Annotated in this window: 14 protein-coding genes and 1 pseudogene; 9 read left to right on the top strand and 6 right to left on the bottom strand. The window is 73.4% G+C overall.

Features of this window, described 5'->3' with window-relative positions:
- Positions 1–31: 31 nt before the first annotated feature.
- Genes moaC through galU form a run of 3 tightly spaced genes read right to left on the bottom strand, consistent with a single transcriptional unit; the run spans position 32 to position 2,860 of the window.
- Entirely contained in the window at positions 32–517 is a 486-nt protein-coding gene (moaC, locus tag ACFYUZ_RS31225; RefSeq protein WP_030690225.1) for a cyclic pyranopterin monophosphate synthase MoaC, read from the bottom strand.
- Positions 518–576: 59 nt separating this feature from the next.
- Positions 577–1,944 (bottom strand): gephyrin-like molybdotransferase Glp, encoded by a 1,368-nt coding sequence (glp, locus tag ACFYUZ_RS31220; RefSeq protein ID WP_389314872.1) that lies wholly within the window; start codon positions 1,942–1,944, stop codon positions 577–579.
- A 4-nt stretch (positions 1,945–1,948) separates the two neighbouring features.
- Positions 1,949–2,860 (bottom strand): UTP--glucose-1-phosphate uridylyltransferase GalU, encoded by a 912-nt coding sequence (gene galU, locus ACFYUZ_RS31215; protein ID WP_389314870.1) that lies wholly within the window; start codon positions 2,858–2,860, stop codon positions 1,949–1,951.
- Between the two features lie 104 nt (positions 2,861–2,964).
- Between galU and ACFYUZ_RS31210 the strand changes: the two genes are divergently transcribed.
- Positions 2,965–3,558, top strand: coding sequence for a 5-formyltetrahydrofolate cyclo-ligase (locus ACFYUZ_RS31210; RefSeq protein ID WP_389314868.1), 594 nt, complete (start codon positions 2,965–2,967; stop codon positions 3,556–3,558).
- Here ACFYUZ_RS31210 and ACFYUZ_RS31205 read toward each other — a convergent pair whose 3' ends face one another.
- Complete coding sequence (locus tag ACFYUZ_RS31205) at positions 3,559–6,306, bottom strand: penicillin acylase family protein (RefSeq protein WP_389314866.1); 2,748 nt, start codon at positions 6,304–6,306, stop codon at positions 3,559–3,561.
- A gap of 214 nt (positions 6,307–6,520) precedes the next feature.
- Between ACFYUZ_RS31205 and ACFYUZ_RS31200 the strand changes: the two genes are divergently transcribed.
- The 6 genes from ACFYUZ_RS31200 to mscL all read left to right on the top strand — a co-directional run bounded on the left by ACFYUZ_RS31200 (position 6,521) and on the right by mscL (position 12,251).
- Entirely contained in the window at positions 6,521–8,089 is a 1,569-nt protein-coding gene (locus ACFYUZ_RS31200; protein WP_389315182.1) for a potassium/proton antiporter, read from the top strand.
- A gap of 252 nt (positions 8,090–8,341) precedes the next feature.
- Positions 8,342–9,622, top strand: a complete 1,281-nt coding sequence (locus ACFYUZ_RS31195) for an MFS transporter (RefSeq protein WP_389314864.1) — start codon at positions 8,342–8,344, stop codon at positions 9,620–9,622.
- A gap of 68 nt (positions 9,623–9,690) precedes the next feature.
- Entirely contained in the window at positions 9,691–10,017 is a 327-nt protein-coding gene (locus tag ACFYUZ_RS31190) for an FmdB family zinc ribbon protein (RefSeq protein ID WP_389314862.1), read from the top strand.
- An 80-nt stretch (positions 10,018–10,097) separates the two neighbouring features.
- Complete coding sequence (locus ACFYUZ_RS31185) at positions 10,098–10,943, top strand: S-methyl-5'-thioadenosine phosphorylase (RefSeq protein ID WP_389314860.1); 846 nt, start codon at positions 10,098–10,100, stop codon at positions 10,941–10,943.
- 153 nt (positions 10,944–11,096) lie between these two features.
- The gene (locus tag ACFYUZ_RS31180; RefSeq protein WP_389314858.1) at positions 11,097–11,606 is read left to right on the top strand and encodes a hypothetical protein; all 510 of its coding nucleotides are present in this window, start codon (positions 11,097–11,099) and stop codon (positions 11,604–11,606) included.
- A 126-nt stretch (positions 11,607–11,732) separates the two neighbouring features.
- Positions 11,733–12,251 carry a large conductance mechanosensitive channel protein MscL gene (mscL, locus tag ACFYUZ_RS31175; RefSeq protein ID WP_389314856.1) on the top strand — a complete coding sequence of 173 codons (519 nt, stop codon included), beginning with the start codon at positions 11,733–11,735 and terminating at the stop codon, positions 12,249–12,251.
- A 19-nt stretch (positions 12,252–12,270) separates the two neighbouring features.
- Here mscL and ACFYUZ_RS31170 read toward each other — a convergent pair whose 3' ends face one another.
- Complete coding sequence (locus ACFYUZ_RS31170) at positions 12,271–12,486, bottom strand: hypothetical protein (RefSeq protein ID WP_389314855.1); 216 nt, start codon at positions 12,484–12,486, stop codon at positions 12,271–12,273.
- Positions 12,487–12,528: 42 nt separating this feature from the next.
- Positions 12,529–12,879: pseudogene (locus ACFYUZ_RS31165) on the bottom strand (DUF6755 family protein); the annotation flags it as partial.
- Between the two features lie 370 nt (positions 12,880–13,249).
- On the opposite strand from ACFYUZ_RS31165, the gene ACFYUZ_RS31160 reads away from it, so the two are divergent.
- Positions 13,250–14,428, top strand: a complete 1,179-nt coding sequence (locus tag ACFYUZ_RS31160) for a low temperature requirement protein A (RefSeq protein WP_389314853.1) — start codon at positions 13,250–13,252, stop codon at positions 14,426–14,428.
- A 63-nt stretch (positions 14,429–14,491) separates the two neighbouring features.
- Positions 14,492–16,984 (top strand): BTAD domain-containing putative transcriptional regulator, encoded by a 2,493-nt coding sequence (locus tag ACFYUZ_RS31155; RefSeq protein WP_389314851.1) that lies wholly within the window; start codon positions 14,492–14,494, stop codon positions 16,982–16,984.
- Positions 16,985–17,274 lie beyond the last annotated feature (290 nt).

The raw sequence follows: 17,274 nt of genomic DNA, 5'->3' as shown, positions 1-17,274 counted from the left end.
TCGTGCGCTCCGGCCACCCGGCCCGCGCGCGTCACGCCTCGGCCCTCGTCCAGTGGCCCGACTTGCCGCCCGTCTTCTCCTCCACCCGTACGTCGGAGATGACCGCGCCCTTGTCGACCGCCTTGATCATGTCGACCACGGTCAGGGCCGCCACCGAGACCGCCGTGAGGGCCTCCATCTCGACGCCCGTGCGGTCCGTGGTCTTCACCGTCGCCAGGATCTCGACCGCCTCGTCGGTGACCGCCAGGTCCAGCGTGACGCCCGAGACGGCCAGCGGGTGGCAGAGCGGGATGAGGTCCGGGGTCTTCTTGGCGCCCATGATCCCGGCGATGCGGGCGGTGGCGAGCGCGTCCCCCTTCGGGACGCCCTCGCCGCGCAGCAGCTCGATCACGCGCGGCGAGACGAGGACCCGGCCGCTGGCGCGGGCGGTGCGGGACGTGACGTCCTTCGCCGATACGTCGACCATGCGGGCCGCGCCCGCCTCGTCGATGTGGGTGAGACCTTGCTGCGTGCTCATGGCCGTGACACTCCCGGTCGCTGTGTGAAGGACGACACCGTACCTCCAGCGTCGCCCCCTCAGCCGAGGAGGACCACTTCCAGCTCGGCGCCCGGCTCCACGCTCTCCGTGCCCTCCGGGACCACGAGCAGGCAGTCCGCGTGGGCGAGGGCCGCGATCAGGTGGGAACCGGCACCGCCCACGGGTGTGACGGTGCCCGCCTCCCGGTCGTACGTGCCGCGGAGGAACTGGCGGCGGCCGGCCGGGGACGACAGGGCCCCGTCGGCGGCGAGGACCGCCCGCACCGTGGGCCGGTGCAGGTCCTCGACGCCCATCAGCGCGCGGATCGCGGGGCGCACGAACAGCTCGAAGGAGACGTACGACGAGACCGGGTTCCCCGGGAGGGCGAGCAGCGGGATCTGCTCGGCGCCGATCGCGCCGAAGCCCTGCGGCTTGCCCGGCTGCATGGCCAGCCTGCGGAAGTCGACCTGCCCGTCGGCGGTCAGGGCCTCCTTCACCACGTCGTACGCGCCGACGCTCACCCCGCCGGTAGTCACGATCAGGTCGGCCCGGATGAGCTGGTCCTCGATGGTGGCGCGCAGCGACTCCGCGTCGTCGGCGACGGCCCCCACCCGGTAGGCCAGGGCGCCGGCGTCCCGCGCGGCGGCGGCGAGCGCGAAGCTGTTGGAGTCGTGGATCTGGCCCTCGCCCAGCGGCTCGCCGGGCTGGACGAGCTCGCTGCCGGTGGAGAGGACGACGACCCGGGGGCGGGGGCGGACCTTCACGGTGCCCCGGCCGATCGCGGCGAGCAGGCCGATCTGCGGCGGCCCCAGGACCGTGCCCGCCTCCAGGGCGAGCTCCCCGGCCCGCACGTCGCTGCCCGCCCTGCGGACGTGGGCGCCGGCCTCGGCGGCCCGGTGGACCCGGACCTCTCCGCCGGCCCCCTCGGGGGCGGCGCTCGCGGCGGTCATGCCGGTGGCCGCGCCTCCGCCCGTGCCGCCGTCGGTCCACTCGACGGGGACGACGGCCTCGGCGCCGGGCGGCAGCGGGGCCCCGGTCATGATCCGGGCGGCCTGGCCGGGGCCGACCTCCGGCAGGGCCCCGGCGCCCGCGGCGACGTCGCCGATGACGGTGAGGACGGCGGGGAACTCCTCGGTGGCACCGGCGACATCGGCGACCCGGACCGCGTACCCGTCCATGGAACTGTTGTCGAAGGGGGGCAGCGCGACCCGCACCGTCACGTCCTCGACGAGGACGCAGCCCTGGGCGTCGAGGAGTTGCAGCTCGATCGGTTCGAGCGGGGCGACCGTCGCGAGGATGTCGGCGAGGTGCTCGTCCACCGACCACAGGCCGCGGGCCGGGCCCGCGCAGGGGTCCGCGGGGCCGTGCCCGTGGTCGTGCTGGTCGTGGTCGCCGTGGGACGGCGACGGTGCCGCGCTGCTGCTCAAGGTGCTACATCTCCTCGCTGACGTATCTCCGGAGCCAGGCCCGGAAGTCCGGTCCCAGATCTTCACGTTCGCACGCGAGTCTGACAATGGCACGCAGATAGTCCCCGCGGTCACCGGTGTCATAGCGGCGCCCCTTGAAGACGACGCCGTGCACCGGGCCGCCGATCTTCTCGTCCGAGGCGAGTTTCTGCAGCGCGTCGGTCAGCTGGATCTCGCCGCCGCGGCCCGGCTCGGTCTCCCGCAGCGTCTCGAAGACGGCCGGGTCCAGCACGTAACGGCCGATGATCGCGTAATTGCTGGGCGCCTCGCCCGGGTCCGGCTTCTCGACCAGGTCCGTCACCTTCACGACGTCCGAGTCGGCGGTCCCCTCGACCGCCGCGCAGCCGTAGAGGTGGATCTGCGAGGGCTCGACCTCCATCAGGGCGATGACGCTGCCGCCCTCCCGCTCCTGGACGTCCACCATCCGCGCGAGCAGCGGGTCGCGCGGGTCGATCAGGTCGTCGCCGAGGAGCACCGCGAAGGGCTGGTCGCCGACGTGCGGGGCGGCGCAGAGCACGGCGTGGCCGAGGCCGCGCGGGGCGCCCTGGCGGACGTAGTGCATGGTGGCCAGGTCGCTGGACTCCTGGACCTTGGAGAGGCGCTCCCCGTCGCCCTTCCGGATCAGAGCTTCCTCCAGCTCGTAGTTCCGGTCGAAGTGGTCCTCCAGGGGACGCTTGTTCCGGCCGGTGATCATCAGAACGTCCGAGAGCCCGGCCGCGACGGCCTCCTCGACGACGTACTGGATCGCCGGCTTGTCGACGACCGGCAGCATCTCCTTCGGCGTCGCCTTGGTCGCCGGGAGGAAGCGGGTACCGAGACCGGCGGCGGGGATGACAGCCTTGCTGATCCGGCCGAGCCTGGGGAGCGACTGATTCATGCGGTGAACCTTAGTCGTTCGTAATGAGAAGAAGATGTGGCTTCGGTTAACTTCCTTCACATAAAGACAGTTACAAGAATTTCGTACATGCACATGAGGCCGACATGACATCCGAGTTGTCCGAAAAGACCATGCTGCGCAGCCGACTTCTGGCCGCCCGCGCCGAGCTGACCCCCGCGTTCCTCGCGGACTCGGCCGAATCCCTCGCCCGGCAGGGCATGGAACTGGCCGAACTCGCCGGGGCGGGCACCGTCGCCGCCTATGTGTCGGTCGGCCGCGAACCGGGCACGCGCGCGCTGCTCGACGCCCTCCACGCGCGCGGGGTGCGGGTCCTGCTCCCCGTCCTGCTGCCCGACAACGACCTGGACTGGGCGGCGTACGAGGGGCGCGGGGCGCTGGCGAAGGCCGGCCGCGGCCTGCTCGAACCGACCGGGCCCCGGCTCGGCCCCGAGGCGGTGTGCGCCGCCGACGCCGTGCTGCTGCCCGGTCTCGCCGTCGACGGGCGCGGGATGCGGCTCGGGCGGGGCGGCGGCTCGTACGACCGGGTCCTCGCCCGGCTCGCACGCGCGGGCGTGGATCCGGCCCTGGTGGTGCTCCTCTACGCGGACGAGGTGGTCGCCCGGGTCCCGGAGGAACCGCACGACCACCCCGTGCACGCGGTGGTGACCCCGGAGGGGGTCACCCGATTCGGCCCCTGATCAGGGCTTCAGCGTGAGCGTGTCCTTCGCCGCCGCGTCGACCGCCGCCTTGCCGTAGGCCCAGTCGTACAGCTCGCCCTTCGCCCAGGCGTCCGTCTGGTCCGTGTAGTTCGAGTGGAAGGCGTGGCCGGAGGCGCCGGTCAGGTTGATCCACCGGGACCTGTCCCAGTCGCCGACGTTGACGACCATCCGCATCGACGGCACCCAGATGACCTCGTAGCCGCCGGCCGCGTTCCAGCCGGTGGCGTCGACGGCCGCCTCGCCGCCGCCCAGGTTCCACGGGCCGCGGTTGAGGAGCTGCTGCACGACGCCGGGGCCGGCGGTGCCGAGGGTCTGGTTCTTCAGGGTCAGCTGGTGCAGCCGGCCCCAGCTCCAGGTGGAGACGTCCTTGCCGAGCTTGGCGGTCAGCTCCCAGCGGGCGTCCTTCATGGCGCGGGCGAGCAGCTGGTCACGCGTCTCGGTGGCCGGGTCGAGCCGGTTGCCGGGGGTGGCCCACCACTCGCTCTTCTCCTGCTTGAGCAGCGGGCGGACCACCTCGTACCAGCGGTCGCCGCCGTCCGGCTGCGCCGAGTCGGGGTCGCGCTCGCCGCACTCGCGGACGAGCTTGTTCTGTTCGTCGACCGGGCCGGTGGCCTCGGCCGGGCGGACGTTGATGCAGTCGCCCTCGGCGCGCAGCTCCTTGGGCAGCTTGTTGCCGAAGGCGAGCTTGAGGACGTTGCGCCAGACCGCGTTGAAGTAGGCGGCGGCGGCCGAGTCGGGCTCCTGGGTGTAGTCCCAGCCCTCCAGGAGCTTCTGCGCCTCGCGGACGTACGGGTCGGAGATGTCGATCTTCAGCAGGAGCGGGTTGAGCAGCGTCGCGATCTCGCTGCGGTTGTCCGTCTGCATGGTCCGCATGTCGTCCGGCGAGATCTTGCCGCCGTCCTTGGTCTTCGACTCGATGAGGTCGTTGATCCGCTGGCTGCGCGAGCCGTAGCCCCAGTCCTCGGTGAGCAGGTCGGGGTAGGTCTTCTCGTCGACGACGGCCTGGTTGGCGGTGACGATGTAGCCGCGCGCCGGGTCGTACTCGTAGGGCAGCCGCTCGAAGGGGATGTAGCCCTTCCACTTCCACGAGGAGTCCCAGCCGGGCGCGGGCAGGGTGCCGTCGCCCTTGGAACGCTGCGGGATCTTGCCGGGCGACTGGTAGCCGATGTGGCCGTCGGTGTCGGCGTAGATCAGGTTCTGGGACGGGACCTCGAAGTTCTTCGCGGCGGCCCGGAAGGCGGTGAAGTCCTTGGCGCGGTCGATCGCGAAGATCGCGTCCATCGACCTGCCCGGCTGGAGGGCGGTCCACTGGAGGGAGACGCCGTAGCCGGTGCCGCGGTCGGGGGCGGCGTTGCCGACGGGGGCCTTCTGGCCGACCGTCTCCAGCTCGGAGGAGCGGTCGGAGACGAGCGGGCCGTGGCCGGTGGAGCGGACGGTGATCTTGCGGTCGGCGCCGCCGGCGACCTTGATGGTCTCCTCGCGGCTGACGAACGGCTTGACCTTGCCGTCGACGAGGTAGCCGTCGGGGCCGATCTTCTCCAGGTAGAGGTCGGTCACGTCGGCGCCGAGGTTGGTGAGGCCCCAGGCGATCTTGTCGTTGTGGCCGATGATCACGCCGGGCATGCCGGAGAAGGTGTAGCCGGCGACGTCGTAGCGGCAGGTGGCCGAGACCGAGCGGCAGTGCAGGCCCATCTGGTACCAGAGGGACGGCAGCTGGGGCGCGAGGTGCGGATCGTTGGCGAGCAGCGGCTTGCCGGAGGTGGTGAGCCGCCCGGAGACGACCCAGGAGTTCGAGCCGATGCCGTTGCCGTTGGGGCCGAGCAGGGCGGGGACGGAGTCGAGGACCTCGGAGAGCGCGCCGAGCTGGGAGGAGACGCCGCCGGAGGAGCCGCCGGGGCCCGTGCCCGGGGTGTCCCCGGTGGTCGTCCCGTCGCCCTCGGTCGCGTCGGCCTTCGGGTCGAACTTCCCGTCGTCGTCGACCGCGCCCTTGTCGACGATCGGCTGGTGGAGCGCGTACGGGTACTCCGGGTACAGCTGCTTGATCTGCTTCGCGCTCAGTCGGCTCGTCATCAGCGAGCGGTCGATCTCGTCCTGCATGTTGCCGCGCAGGTCCCAGGCCATGGCCTTGAGCCAGGCCACCGAGTCGACCGGGCTCCACGGCTCGATCGCGTAGTCGCCGGTGAGGGCGAGCGCCGCGTACTCGACGGAGACGTCCTTCGGGGCGCGGTCCTTCAGATAGGCGTTGACGCCGTCCGCGTACGCCTGGAGGTACTTCTTCGTCTCCGGCGACAGGACCTTGTCGTACTCCTCCTGCGCGACGCGGCGCCAGCCGAGGGTGCGCAGGAAGGCGTCGGTGTCGACCTGGCTCTCGCCGAACATCTCGGAGAGCCGGCCCGCGGTCACGTGCCGGCGGACGTCCATCTCGTAGAAGCGGTCCTGCGCCTGGACGTAGCCCTGGGCGCGGAAGAGGTCCGTCTCGTTGTCGGCGTAGATCTGCGGGACGCCGTTCGCGTCCCGCTTCACCTCGACGTCGGCGGAGAGGCTGTCGAGGCGGATCTCGCCGGTCGTCTGCGGGAACGAGGCCCGGACGGTGCTTACCCCCCAGTACCCGCCGAATCCGATGCCCACCACCAGTGCGAGGACCAGGACGAGGAGGAGCAGGCGGGCGCGCCGCCCTTTCTTCTTGGCGGTCTTCTTGCCGGGGGGCGCGGTCGTGTTGGAGGGCATCGCTGTCCTTCGAGGGGCAGGGTGGTCCTGGAGTACGGGAGCAACCTTAGGCGCAGCGTCCGGACGGCCCGGACGCGGTGTCAGGAAGAGAACCGTACTGATGAGCGAGGAGACGCAAAGGGAGCGTCAAGAAAGCGTTAAAGATTAGGTAAGGTAACGAAGTACCGGCCGCTGGAGGAACGATCCAGCCGCACGTGAGGGGAAGGAACGGCCACTGACTGTCCACCAGCTCAACGAACTCCTGCTCGTCTGCTCCCTCGTCCTGCTCGTGGCCGTCGCGGCCGTGCGGATCTCCTCCCGGAGCGGGCTCCCCAGCCTGCTGCTCTACCTGGGCATCGGCGTCGCCATCGGCCAGGACGGCATCGGGAACGTCGCCTTCGACAACGCGGAACTGACGCAGGTCATCGGCTACGCCGCCCTCGTCGTGATCCTCGCCGAGGGTGGTCTCGGCACGAAGTGGAAGGAGATCAAGCCGGCGCTGCCCGCCGCGGTCGTCCTCTCCACCGTCGGCGTCGCCGTCAGCGTCGGCGTCACCGCCGCCGGCGCCCACTACCTCGTCGGCCTCGACTGGCGGCAGGCCCTGATCATCGGCGCCGTCGTCTCCTCCACCGACGCCGCCGCGGTCTTCTCCGTCCTGCGCAAGGTGCCCCTCCCCTCACGGGTCACCGGCGTCCTGGAGGCCGAGTCCGGCTTCAACGACGCCCCCGTCGTCATCCTCGTCGTCGCCTTCTCCACCGCCGGGCCCGTCGAGCACTGGTACCTCCTCGTCGGGGAGATAGCCCTCGAACTCGCCATCGGCGTCGCCGTCGGCCTCGCCGTCGGCTTCATCGGCGCCTACGGACTGCGGCACGTCGCCCTGCCCGCCTCCGGCCTGTACCCGATCGCCGTCATGGCCATCGCCGTCGTCGCGTACGCCGCCGGCGCCATGGCCCACGGCTCCGGCTTCCTCGCCGTCTACCTGGCCTCGATGATCCTCGGCAACGCCAAGCTGCCCCACGCCCCCGCGAACCGCGGCTTCGCCGAGGGGCTCGGCTGGATCGCGCAGATCGGCATGTTCGTCCTGCTCGGCCTGCTCGTCACCCCGCACGAGCTCGTCCACGACTTCTGGCCCGCCGTCGTCATCGGCCTCGTCCTGACGGTGGTCGCGCGGCCCATGGAGGTCCTGGTCAGCCTGCTGCCCTTCCGGATCCCCTGGCAGGAGCAGGCCCTGATGTCCTGGGCCGGCCTGCGCGGCGCCGTCCCCATCATCCTCGCCACCATCCCGATGGTGTCGAAGATCGAGGGCAGCGAGCGGATCTTCAACATCGTCTTCGTCCTCGTCGTCGTCTACACCCTCGTCCAGGGCCCGACGCTGCCCTGGCTGGCGAAGGCCCTCAAGCTGGGCGACCCCGCCGAGGCCGCCGACCTCGGCGTCGAGTCCGCCCCGCTGGAGCGGCTGCGCGGCCACCTGCTCTCCGTCGCCATCCCGGAGGGCTCCCGGATGCACGGCGTCGAGGTCGCCGAGCTGCGCCTCCCGGCCGGGGCCGCGGTCACCCTCGTCGTACGGGAGGACGCCAGCTTCGTACCGGGACCCGCGACCGTCCTGCGGCACGGCGACGAACTGCTCGTCGTCGCCACCGACCCGGTGCGGGACGCCACCGAGCGGCGGCTGCGGGCCGTGGGCCAGGGCGGCAAGCTCGCCGGCTGGCTCGGCACCGGCGGCGCGACGGCGGCCTCGGCGCCGGCCGCCACCGGTCGCTTCCACCTGCCGGGCAGCGACCGCCGCAGGGAAACCCGGGGTTAATCCCAGGCATTAATTAGGGTGCAGGAGCGTTTTCCCAGGCGGGAAGACGCTCTTCCCTGTACCATGAAGGCACACCTGATCGAACCAACTCTGCCTGACGCAGAGCTGGCGCGACCGTATGGCGGCCGTGGCGCCCCTCCGCAGTGGGGCCGGCCCGGTATCTACCGCAGTAACGCGCATGAGGACAGCTCTCGGCGACACCCGCACCACCGTGCAGGGGGCGCGCTACCAGGCGGCAGAAAGGCAAGGACCGTGGCGTCCACGGTCATCACGGACAAGCGGCCCGGCTACGGGCAGCTGCTGCGCACACCCGGCGCGCTGTCCTTCCTGCTCCCCGGCTTCGCCGCGCGGCAGCCCTTCGCGATGCTGACCATCGGCATCGTCCTGCTCGTGCAGCACACCACCGGGTCCTTCGGCAGCGCCGGCGCGGTCGCCGCCGTCACCGGCGTCTCCATGGCGCTCTTCGCCCCCCAGAGCGGCAAGCTCGCCGACCGCTTCGGCCAGCGCGCCGTCCTGGTCCCCGGCGTCCTCGTCCACGCCGCCGCCGTCTCCCTGCTCGTCGTCCTCGCCCTGGCCGGCGCCCCGCTCTGGGCGCTGTTCCTGGCCTCGGTCCCCGCCGGCGCCTCCGTGCCCCAGGTCGGACCGATGGTCCGGGCCCGCTGGGCCGCCAAGCTGGACGGCACCCCGCTGATGCCGACGGCCGCCGCCTTCGAGTCCGTCACGGACGAGTTCACCTTCGTCGTCGGCCCCGTCCTCGCCACCGCCCTGTGCACCGGCGTCCACCCGGCGGCCGGCCTGATCGCCGAAGCCGCCCTCACCCTCGTCGGCGGCCTGTTCTTCGCCGCGCAGCGCGCCACCCAGCCCGCCCACGGCCTGTCCGCCGCGGCCGGCCACCTCGGCGACGAGCCCCGCCGCTCGGCGCTCTCCGTCCCCGGCGTCCGCGTCCTCGTCGTCGCCTTCCTCGGCATCGGCTCCGTCTTCGGCGGCATGCAGGTCTCCCTCACCGCCTTCACCGAGGAGATCGGCAACCCCGGCGCCAACGGCCTGCTGTACGGCGTCTTCGCCGCCGGCAACATGCTCGCGGGCATCGCCATGGGCGCCGTCGCCTGGAAGACCGGCCCCCGCCGCCGCCTGATCCTGGGCTACGCGGGCCTCACCGTCGCCGCCTCCCTGCTGTGGACCGCGCACTCGGTGCTGCTCCTCGGCGCCCTGGGCCTGGTCGTCGGCCTGTGCATCGCGCCCGCCCTGATCACCGGCTACACCATCGTCGAGACCCTGATCCCGGCCTCGGCCCGTACCGAGGCCTTCACCTGGCTCACCGGCGCCGTCGCGCTCGGCCAGGCCGCGGCCGTCACGGTCGCCGGCCGCCTCGCCGACGCACACGGCGCGAGCACCGGTTTCCTGGTGCCGATGGCGGGCACGGCCCTCGCCCTGGCCACGCTGCTCGCCCTGCGCTCGCGGCTGCGGCCGCGCGAGGCGAGCCGGGTCGCGGCACGTGGCATCGGTCACCGCGTGCCGGTGACGGTGGACTGATCCCACGGAATACGTCAGTATGGATCGTCGTTAGCACTCGATGAGTGTGAGTGCCAGGAGGAAGTCAAGTGCCGACCTACCAGTACCAGTGCACCGAGTGCGGCGAAGGCCTCGAGGCGGTGCAGAAGTTCACGGATGACGCCCTGACCGTGTGCCCCAGCTGCCAGGGACGCCTGAAGAAGGTGTTCTCGGCCGTCGGCATCGTCTTCAAGGGCTCCGGCTTCTACCGGAACGACAGCCGCGGCTCGTCGTCCAGCAGCTCGCCGGCCTCGTCGAAGTCCTCGACCACGCCGTCCTCGACGCCGTCCTCGTCGTCCTCGGACGCGAAGCCGGCCGCGTCGACCGCTTCCTCCTCCTCGACGTCCTCGTCGGGCACCGGGAGCTCGGCCGCCTGACCCGCTCTTTCCCGAGGGCCCCGTCGCCGTGCGCGACGGGGCCCTCGGTGTTTCCGCGTGCCCTGCGTAGGGTGACGGGCATGGCCAACCATGACGTGTACGCGGAGATCGGCGTGATCGGCGGCTCCGGGTTCTACTCGTTCCTCGAAGACGTCACCGAGGTGCCCGTCGACACCCCGTACGGCAGCCCCAGCGACTCCCTCTTCCTCGGCGAGCTCGCCGGCCGGCAGGTCGCCTTCCTCCCCCGGCACGGCCGGGGCCACACCGTCCCGCCGCACCGGATCGACTACCGCGCCAACCTCTGGGCGCTGCGCTCCGTCGGCGTGCGCCAGGTCCTCGCGCCCTGCGCCGTCGGCGGACTGCGCGAGGAGTACGGGCCCGGCACCCTCGTCGTGCCCGACCAGCTGGTCGACCGCACGAAGAACCGGGCCCAGACCTACTTCGACGGGGAGCGGCGGGCCGACGGTGCCGTGCCGAACGTCGTCCACGTGACCTTCGCCGACCCCTACTGCCCGGACGGACGGCGGGTCGCGGTCAAGGCCGCCCGGGGACGGGGCTGGGAACCCGTCGACGGCGGCACGATGGTCGTCGTCGAGGGGCCCCGCTTCTCCACCCGCGCCGAGTCGCGGTGGCACGCCGCCGCCGGCTGGTCCGTCGTCGGCATGACCGGGCACCCCGAGGCCGTCCTCGCCCGCGAGCTGGGCCTCTGCTACACCTCGCTCGCGCTCGTCACCGACCTGGACGCGGGCGCCGAGACCGGCGACGGCGTCTCCCACACCGAGGTGCTGCGGGTCTTCGGCGAGAACGTGGGACGGCTGCGGGAGGTGCTCTTCGACGCGGTCGGAGCCCTGCCGGCGACGGTGGACCGGGACTGCCTGTGCACCCGGGCGCACGACGGCTGGGACCTGGGGATCGAGCTGCCGTAGAGCACCGGCGGGCGCCGTCCCCACCCCCCGCAGGGGTGAGGAGGTTGTCCACAGGCACGGGGTGATCCCCAGGCCGGAGCGGGGCGGTGGCGGAGCCGGGAGAGTGGGGGCGTTCTTCTCCGACGGCTCCCGACCGGACAGGTGGTACTCCGCATGACGACGACCCTCACCTCCTCCGTCCCCGCGCCCTGCGCGGTGCCGGCCTTCGAGCCGCTGCGGGTGCGGGGCGCCCGGCACCGGCTGCGGAGGGCGCTCCGGCGGGGGCGGCGCACACCCGCGCTGCTCCTGGCCCTGACGGCGGGCGCGCTGGCCGTCGCGCACGCGAGCGCCCCGGCCGCGCCCCCTCCGCCGGCGCCCGCTCGCGCGCGGCCGCCCGCCGCCGTGCCCCTGGTGTCCGCGCCGGTACGGATCGCCGACGCCGCCACCGTACGGCTGCTGCGGCCCGGCGACCGGGTCGACGTGATCGCCGCGCCCCACTCGGCGCCGGGCGGGGAGGGCGAGGCCCGGGTGGTCGCCACGGGCGCCCGGGTGGCGGAGGTCCCCCGGCCCGACGAGACTCGACCGGACGGAGGGGCGCTCGTCGTCCTGTCCGTGCCGCGGTCGACGGCGGCGGAGCTGGCAGGTGCCGGTGTCACGTCCCAACTGGCGGTGACGGTGTGCTGATTCGCACTGACTCGCTGTCAAGTCACCGTCCCGTGTGTACGGATTGGACGCCCTCGTGCCGCTCACGGCCTAATGGCTCCGCACACAGCGGCACACGCGACCTCACACGCGACGAAAGGCACCCCGGTGGCCGAGAAGAAGGAAAGTTTGCTGGGAGGCTTCAAGGCCTTCCTGATGCGTGGCAACGTGATCGACCTGGCGGTGGCGGTCGTCATCGGCGCCGCCTTCACGAACATCGTGAACTCGGTGGTCAAGGGAATCATCAACCCGCTCGTGGGCGCCTTCGGAACGAAGGACCTGGAAGGCTACTCGTCCTGCCTCAAGAGCCCCTGCCGGGTGGTCGACGGCGAGATGCAGGGCATCCAGATCCAGTGGGGCCTGGTCCTCAGCGCGGTGCTGAGCTTCCTGATCACCGCGGCCGTCGTCTACTTCCTCATGGTCCTGCCGATGGCCAAGATCCTCGCCAAGCGCGCCGCGCACGAGAAGGCGAAGGAGGGCGTCCAGGAGACCCTGGAGGTCAGCGAGCTGGAGGTGCTCAAGGAGATCCGCGACCACCTGGTCGCCCAGCGCGGCCCCGTGAACAACACGACCCCGGGCTCCACGGTCGCCGGCGGTGGGGCGGCGGGGACGCACTCCACCTCCTGACCGGCGCGGCACGCCGGTTTCAGAGGTGGTGCGGCGGCTTCTCGTCGAGGAAGCGCGCGAGGTCGGCGGCGCTGTCGCCGCCGGCCGGAGGCCGCTCGCCCCACCCACGGTCCGTGTCGTCCGCGGATTGCCGGTCCAGCGGATCGTCGAAGACGAGTACCGGCTTCGGAGTGTTCTGGGGATCGGTGCCGGTCCGCTTCGCGTCTCGCGGGCCGTGGGCGGGGGCGGTGCTCATCTCTTCAGGGTACGCCCGCCCGCCCGCCGCGCGCCCCCCTGATCAGCGGTCCTTCGGGTCGATCAGCCACAGGCCCAGGACCACCGCGAACGACAGGACGAGGAAGCCCGCGCCCCACCAGGCGGTGCCGGTGTCGCCCGCCATCCACTCGTCCACCACGATCGTCAGGCCCCACAGCTGGCCGATGACGACCGTGAGCGCCAGCGCGAGGCGGGCCGAGAGCTTCGAGGAGCGTTCCGGCTCCTGTTCCGTCCCCGTCCCGGGGCCCGGCCCGGTGTGCCGGATCCGGGGGTCGCCGTAGCCGCTGGTGGGCCGGATCTGGGGATGGCGCTCGTGCACGGGCCTGTTCAGACGCGGCTGCGCGCTGCCTGGGGTGTACGCCGGCGGGCGCGACGGCGCACGACAGCGGGGGGCCGGGGGGCGGGGCCGTCGGCCGCCGTGGCGCCGGGTGCGGGGCCCGGAGCGGGGGCGGAGCCGGGCGCGGGGGTCGGCTCGACTGTCTTCGGTGGCTCGGTCACGCGGCCACGGTAAAACCGTATGACCTGGTTGGTTCTGTTTTGACCACCCCGCGGGTGACGGTTCGGTCGGCCGGCGGGCGGGCCGGTGACGGGTCGTCGGAGGGCGTACGGGCCCGTGACGAGCCGGTCGGACGGCGGCCGGACCGCGGACCGCGAAGACCTCGCGGGCCGCGGCGAGCCGCCCGGGGGGCGGGAAGGCGTGGCACGTGCAGGGGCCCGCCGCCCCTTCTGCTGTGCTGGGGCGCATGACACAACCGTTCCTTCCCCTCACCGCTCGCTCCCGCGAGGAGTCGCACCGGGCCTCCACGCCCCTGGAGCTCTTCTTCGACCTGTGCTTCGTCGTGGCCGTCGCCCAGGCCGGCGCCGAACTCGTGCACGCGATCGCCGAGGGCCACGCCGGCGAGGGCATCCTCAACTACGCGATGGTCTTCTTCGCGATCTGGTGGGCCTGGATGAACTTCTCCTGGTTCGCCTCGGCCTACGACAACGACGACGTCCTCTACCGGGTCGTCACCCTCGTCCAGATCGCCGGCGTGCTGGTCCTCGCCGCCGGCGTCTCGCGCGCCTTCGCCGACCACGACTTCCTCGTCGTCTACCTCGGCTACCTCGTGATGCGCCTCGCCATGGCCTCGCAATGGCTGCGCGCCGCCCACCACGCCACCGACCCGGCCGAGCGGACGATGTGCCGCCGGTACGCGGGCGGGGTCCTCACCGTCCAGGTCGGCTGGCTCGCGCTGCTCCTGGCGCCCGAGCCGGCCCGCCCGTGGGTCTTCCTGGTCATGGCGCTCGCCGAGATGGCCGTGCCGGTGTACGCGGAGAAGGACGCCCCCAGCAACTGGCACCCGCACCACATCGCCGAGCGGTACGGCCTGTTCACCATCATCGTGCTGGGCGAGACCGTCGCCGCCGCGACCGTCGCCGTGAAGACCGGCATCATCGAGAACGACGCCCTCGGCGAGGTGCTCCCGATCGCCGCGGGCGGTCTGCTGCTGGTCTTCGCCGCCTGGTGGATCTACTTCGTCGTGCCCGCCCACGACCGGCTGACCTCCAGCCGCCAGGGCTTCCTGTGGGGCTACGGCCACTACGTGATCTTCGCGTCGGCCGCCGCCGTCGGGGCCGGCCTGGAGATCGCCGTCGAGCAGGCCGTGGGCAAGGCCCACATCTCCACCCTCGCCGCCTCCGCCGCCGTGACGATCCCCTCGGCCGTGTTCCTGCTGTCGGTGTGGCTGCTGCACGCCCGCTACTTCAAGGTCGGCATCGCCCAGCAGCTGGTCCTGCCGGTCTCGTCGCTGGCGATCCTGATGTGCTCTTTCGCGGGCCGCTGGGCCGTCCTCGCGGCCGGGCTCGTCGCGGCGGTCACGGTCGCCGTCGGGGTCACCCTGACCGCCCGCAACCCCCGCACGCGCGCGAGGACCGCGGCCTGAGGCCTGCGGGCCCCGGCGACCGGAGGGTGGAGGAGCGGCCGTCCGCCGGGACACAATCCGCACATGATCTTCCGCCTCCTCGGACCGCTCGCGGTCACCGGCGCCGACGGCGCCCCGGTGCCCGCCACCGGCGGCCCCAAGGTCCGCGCCCTGCTCGCCCGGCTCCTCCTCGACGCGGGCAGGACCGTCCCGGTGGAGCGGCTCCTCGACGGGCTGTACGGGGACGAACCGCCGGCCGGTGCCCAGGGCGCGCTCCAGGCCCAGGTCTCGCGGCTGCGCCGGGCCCTCCCGCCGGGCGTCGCGGTCGAGTTCTCGGCCGCCGGATACCGGCTGGCCGTCGGCGACCCCGCCACGGACGTGGACGTCCTGCGCTTCGAGGCGCTCGCCCGGGAAGGCGCGCGGGCCGGTGCGGCGGGCGACCCCGGCCGCGCGGCCGGCCTGCTGCGGGAGGCGCTCGGGCTCTGGCGGGGGCCGGCGCTCGCCGACGTGCGGGACGCGCCCTTCGCCGCGGGCCAGGCGGCCCGGCTCGACGCGCTGCGGCTCGACGCCGTGGAGGAGTGGGCGGCCGCCGAGCTGGCCGTCGGCGGGGACCCGGCCGCACTCGTAAGGGAGTTGGAGCGGTCGGTGCGGGAGCAGCCGCTGCGGGAGCGGCTGCGCGGGCTGCAGATGCGGGCGCTCGCCGAGGCGGGACGGCAGGCGGAGGCGCTCGCCGTGTACGAGGAGGTGCGGACGGCACTCGCCGAGGAGCTGGGGGCCGATCCGTCGCCGGAGCTGTCCGCCGCGCACCTGGAGGTGCTGCGGGGCGGGACGACCGTCCCGGACCGGGCGTGCCCGCCGCTGCCCGCGCCGCTGACGGTCTTCGTGGGCCGCGAACGGGAACGGGAGCGGCTGGCCGCCCTGGTGACGGCCGCGCGCCTGGTGACCCTGGTGGGTCCGGGCGGCGCGGGCAAGACCCGGCTGGCGCTGGAGGTGGGCGCGGGGCTGCCGGGTGAGGTGAGGTTCGTGGACCTGGGGGCGGTCGGGGGCGCGGGGCCGGTGCCCGGCGGGGACGGGCGGACGGGCCCCGTCTCGGTCGAGGTCGCCGAGGCCTTCGCGGCGGCGCTCGGCGTGCGGGGCGCGGCGCGGCTCGAAACGGCCCTGGCCGGGCGGCCGGTGCTGCTGATCGTGGACAACTGCGAGCACGTCGTCGCGGAGACGGCGCTCCTCGTACGGCGGCTGCTCGCCGCCTGCCCGGGGCTGCGGATGCTGACGACGAGCCGGGAGGCGCTCGGCATCACCGGGGAGTCCCTGCTGCCGCTCGGCGCGCTCGCGCCGGACGCGGCGGAGGATCTCTTCGTGCGGCGGGCGGCGGCGGTCCGGCCCGGATTCACGGGCCACGCGCGCGTGGCGGAGCTCTGCGCGGGCCTCGACGGGCTGCCGCTCGCCGTCGAGCTCGCGGCCGCCCGCCTGCGGACCCTGTCCGTGGAGGAGCTGGCGGACGGCCTGGGCGAGAGGTTCGAACTGCTGTCGCGCGGGGACCGCACCGCGCCGGAGCGGCACCGGACGCTGCGGGCCGTGGTCGAGTGGAGCTGGTCGCTGCTCGAACCGGACGAGCGGGAACTGGCCGCGCGGCTCTCCGTGTTCCGGGGCGGCGCGACGGCGGAGGCGGTGGCCCGGGTGTGCGGGGCGGGCCCGGGCCCGCTGGCCTCGCTCGTGGAGAAGTCGCTGGTGGAGGTACGGGACGACGGCCGGTACCGGATGCTGGAGACGATCCGCGCGTACGCCGCCGAGCGGCTCCCGGACGGGGACCCGGCGATCGCCGCCCACCACGCGTACTACCGGGAACTCGCCGAGGCGGCCGATCCCGAACTGCGCGGGCCCGACCAGCTGGAGTGGCTGGCCCGGCTGGACGCGGAGGACGCGAACCTGCGGGCGGCGCTGCGGCGCGGCACGCCCGAGGACGGTCTGCGGCTGGTGGCCGCGCTCAGCCCGTACTGGTGGCTGCGCGGGCTGCGGGGCCGGGTGGCGGCGCCGGTCGCGGAGCTCCTCGACCGGGTGGAGCCGACGGCGGAACTCGGCGAGGAGTACGCGCTGTGCGTCCTCGCGGCGGGCCTCCGGGAGGGCGAACACGTGGACCGGGCCAGGGAGTTCCTCGTCGCGCGTACGGCTCCGCTCGGGCAGCCGTACACGGCCTTCCTCTGGTCGACGTCCATAGGGCCCCTGGAGGGCCTCCGCATGGGCGACGACCCCTGGGCCCGCGCCCTCGGCCAGGTGGGCCACGCCCATCTGACGTCCTCGAAGGCCCTCTTCGTAGAGGCCCTCGCCGGTTTCCGGGCGCTCGGGGAGCGGTGGGGGACGGCGACCGCGCTGGAGGGGCTGGCGGCGCACACCGCCGAACCGCTGCCCCTGCTCGCGGAGGCCCTGGAACTCTTCGAGTCGCTGGGGGTCGCCGAGGACGTCGTCGACCTGCTCCACCGCCGTGCCGCCGTCCACGAGGCCGCCGGGGACGCCGCGTCGGCGGCGGCCGACCGCGCGCGGGCGGCGACCACGTCCCGCCGAGCGGGCCTACCGGGGTGAACGCCCCCGCCCCCGTTGTGGGCAGTCGTTCCGCCGGGGCGGTGCCCACCCCTCCGCGCCCCGTTGTGGGCATGCGTTCCGCCGGGGCGGTGCCCACCCCCGCGCCCCCCGTTGTGGGCAATCGTTCCGCCGGGGCGGAACGGGTGGGCACAACGGAACGGCGCCCCTGCCGGCGCCAGAGGCTCCCGCGCCCTGACCCGCACCGGATGCGCGCCGCACAAAGTGGTGCGGGTCCAGGCGCGGAACGCGGAGGCGCCGCGAAGGGCGCCGTCCCGTGTGCCCACCCGTCC

Source organism: Streptomyces sp. NPDC004266 (assembly GCF_042874095.1).
GTDB lineage: Bacteria > Actinomycetota > Actinomycetes > Streptomycetales > Streptomycetaceae > Streptomyces.
This window is presented reverse-complemented; position numbering and strand designations above follow the sequence as displayed.

Coding starts and splice junctions, on each gene's coding strand:
- ACFYUZ_RS31180 (WP_389314858.1), top strand. CDS start 11,097: ATGACGACGACCCTCACCTCCTCCGTCCCCGCGCCCTGCGCGGTGCCG.
- ACFYUZ_RS31185 (WP_389314860.1), top strand. CDS start 10,098: ATGGCCAACCATGACGTGTACGCGGAGATCGGCGTGATCGGCGGCTCC.
- ACFYUZ_RS31155 (WP_389314851.1), top strand. CDS start 14,492: ATGATCTTCCGCCTCCTCGGACCGCTCGCGGTCACCGGCGCCGACGGC.
- ACFYUZ_RS31160 (WP_389314853.1), top strand. CDS start 13,250: ATGACACAACCGTTCCTTCCCCTCACCGCTCGCTCCCGCGAGGAGTCG.
- ACFYUZ_RS31205 (WP_389314866.1), bottom strand. CDS start 6,306: ATGCCCTCCAACACGACCGCGCCCCCCGGCAAGAAGACCGCCAAGAAG.
- ACFYUZ_RS31210 (WP_389314868.1), top strand. CDS start 2,965: ATGACATCCGAGTTGTCCGAAAAGACCATGCTGCGCAGCCGACTTCTG.
- ACFYUZ_RS31170 (WP_389314855.1), bottom strand. CDS start 12,486: ATGAGCACCGCCCCCGCCCACGGCCCGCGAGACGCGAAGCGGACCGGC.
- moaC (WP_030690225.1), bottom strand. CDS start 517: ATGAGCACGCAGCAAGGTCTCACCCACATCGACGAGGCGGGCGCGGCC.
- galU (WP_389314870.1), bottom strand. CDS start 2,860: ATGAATCAGTCGCTCCCCAGGCTCGGCCGGATCAGCAAGGCTGTCATC.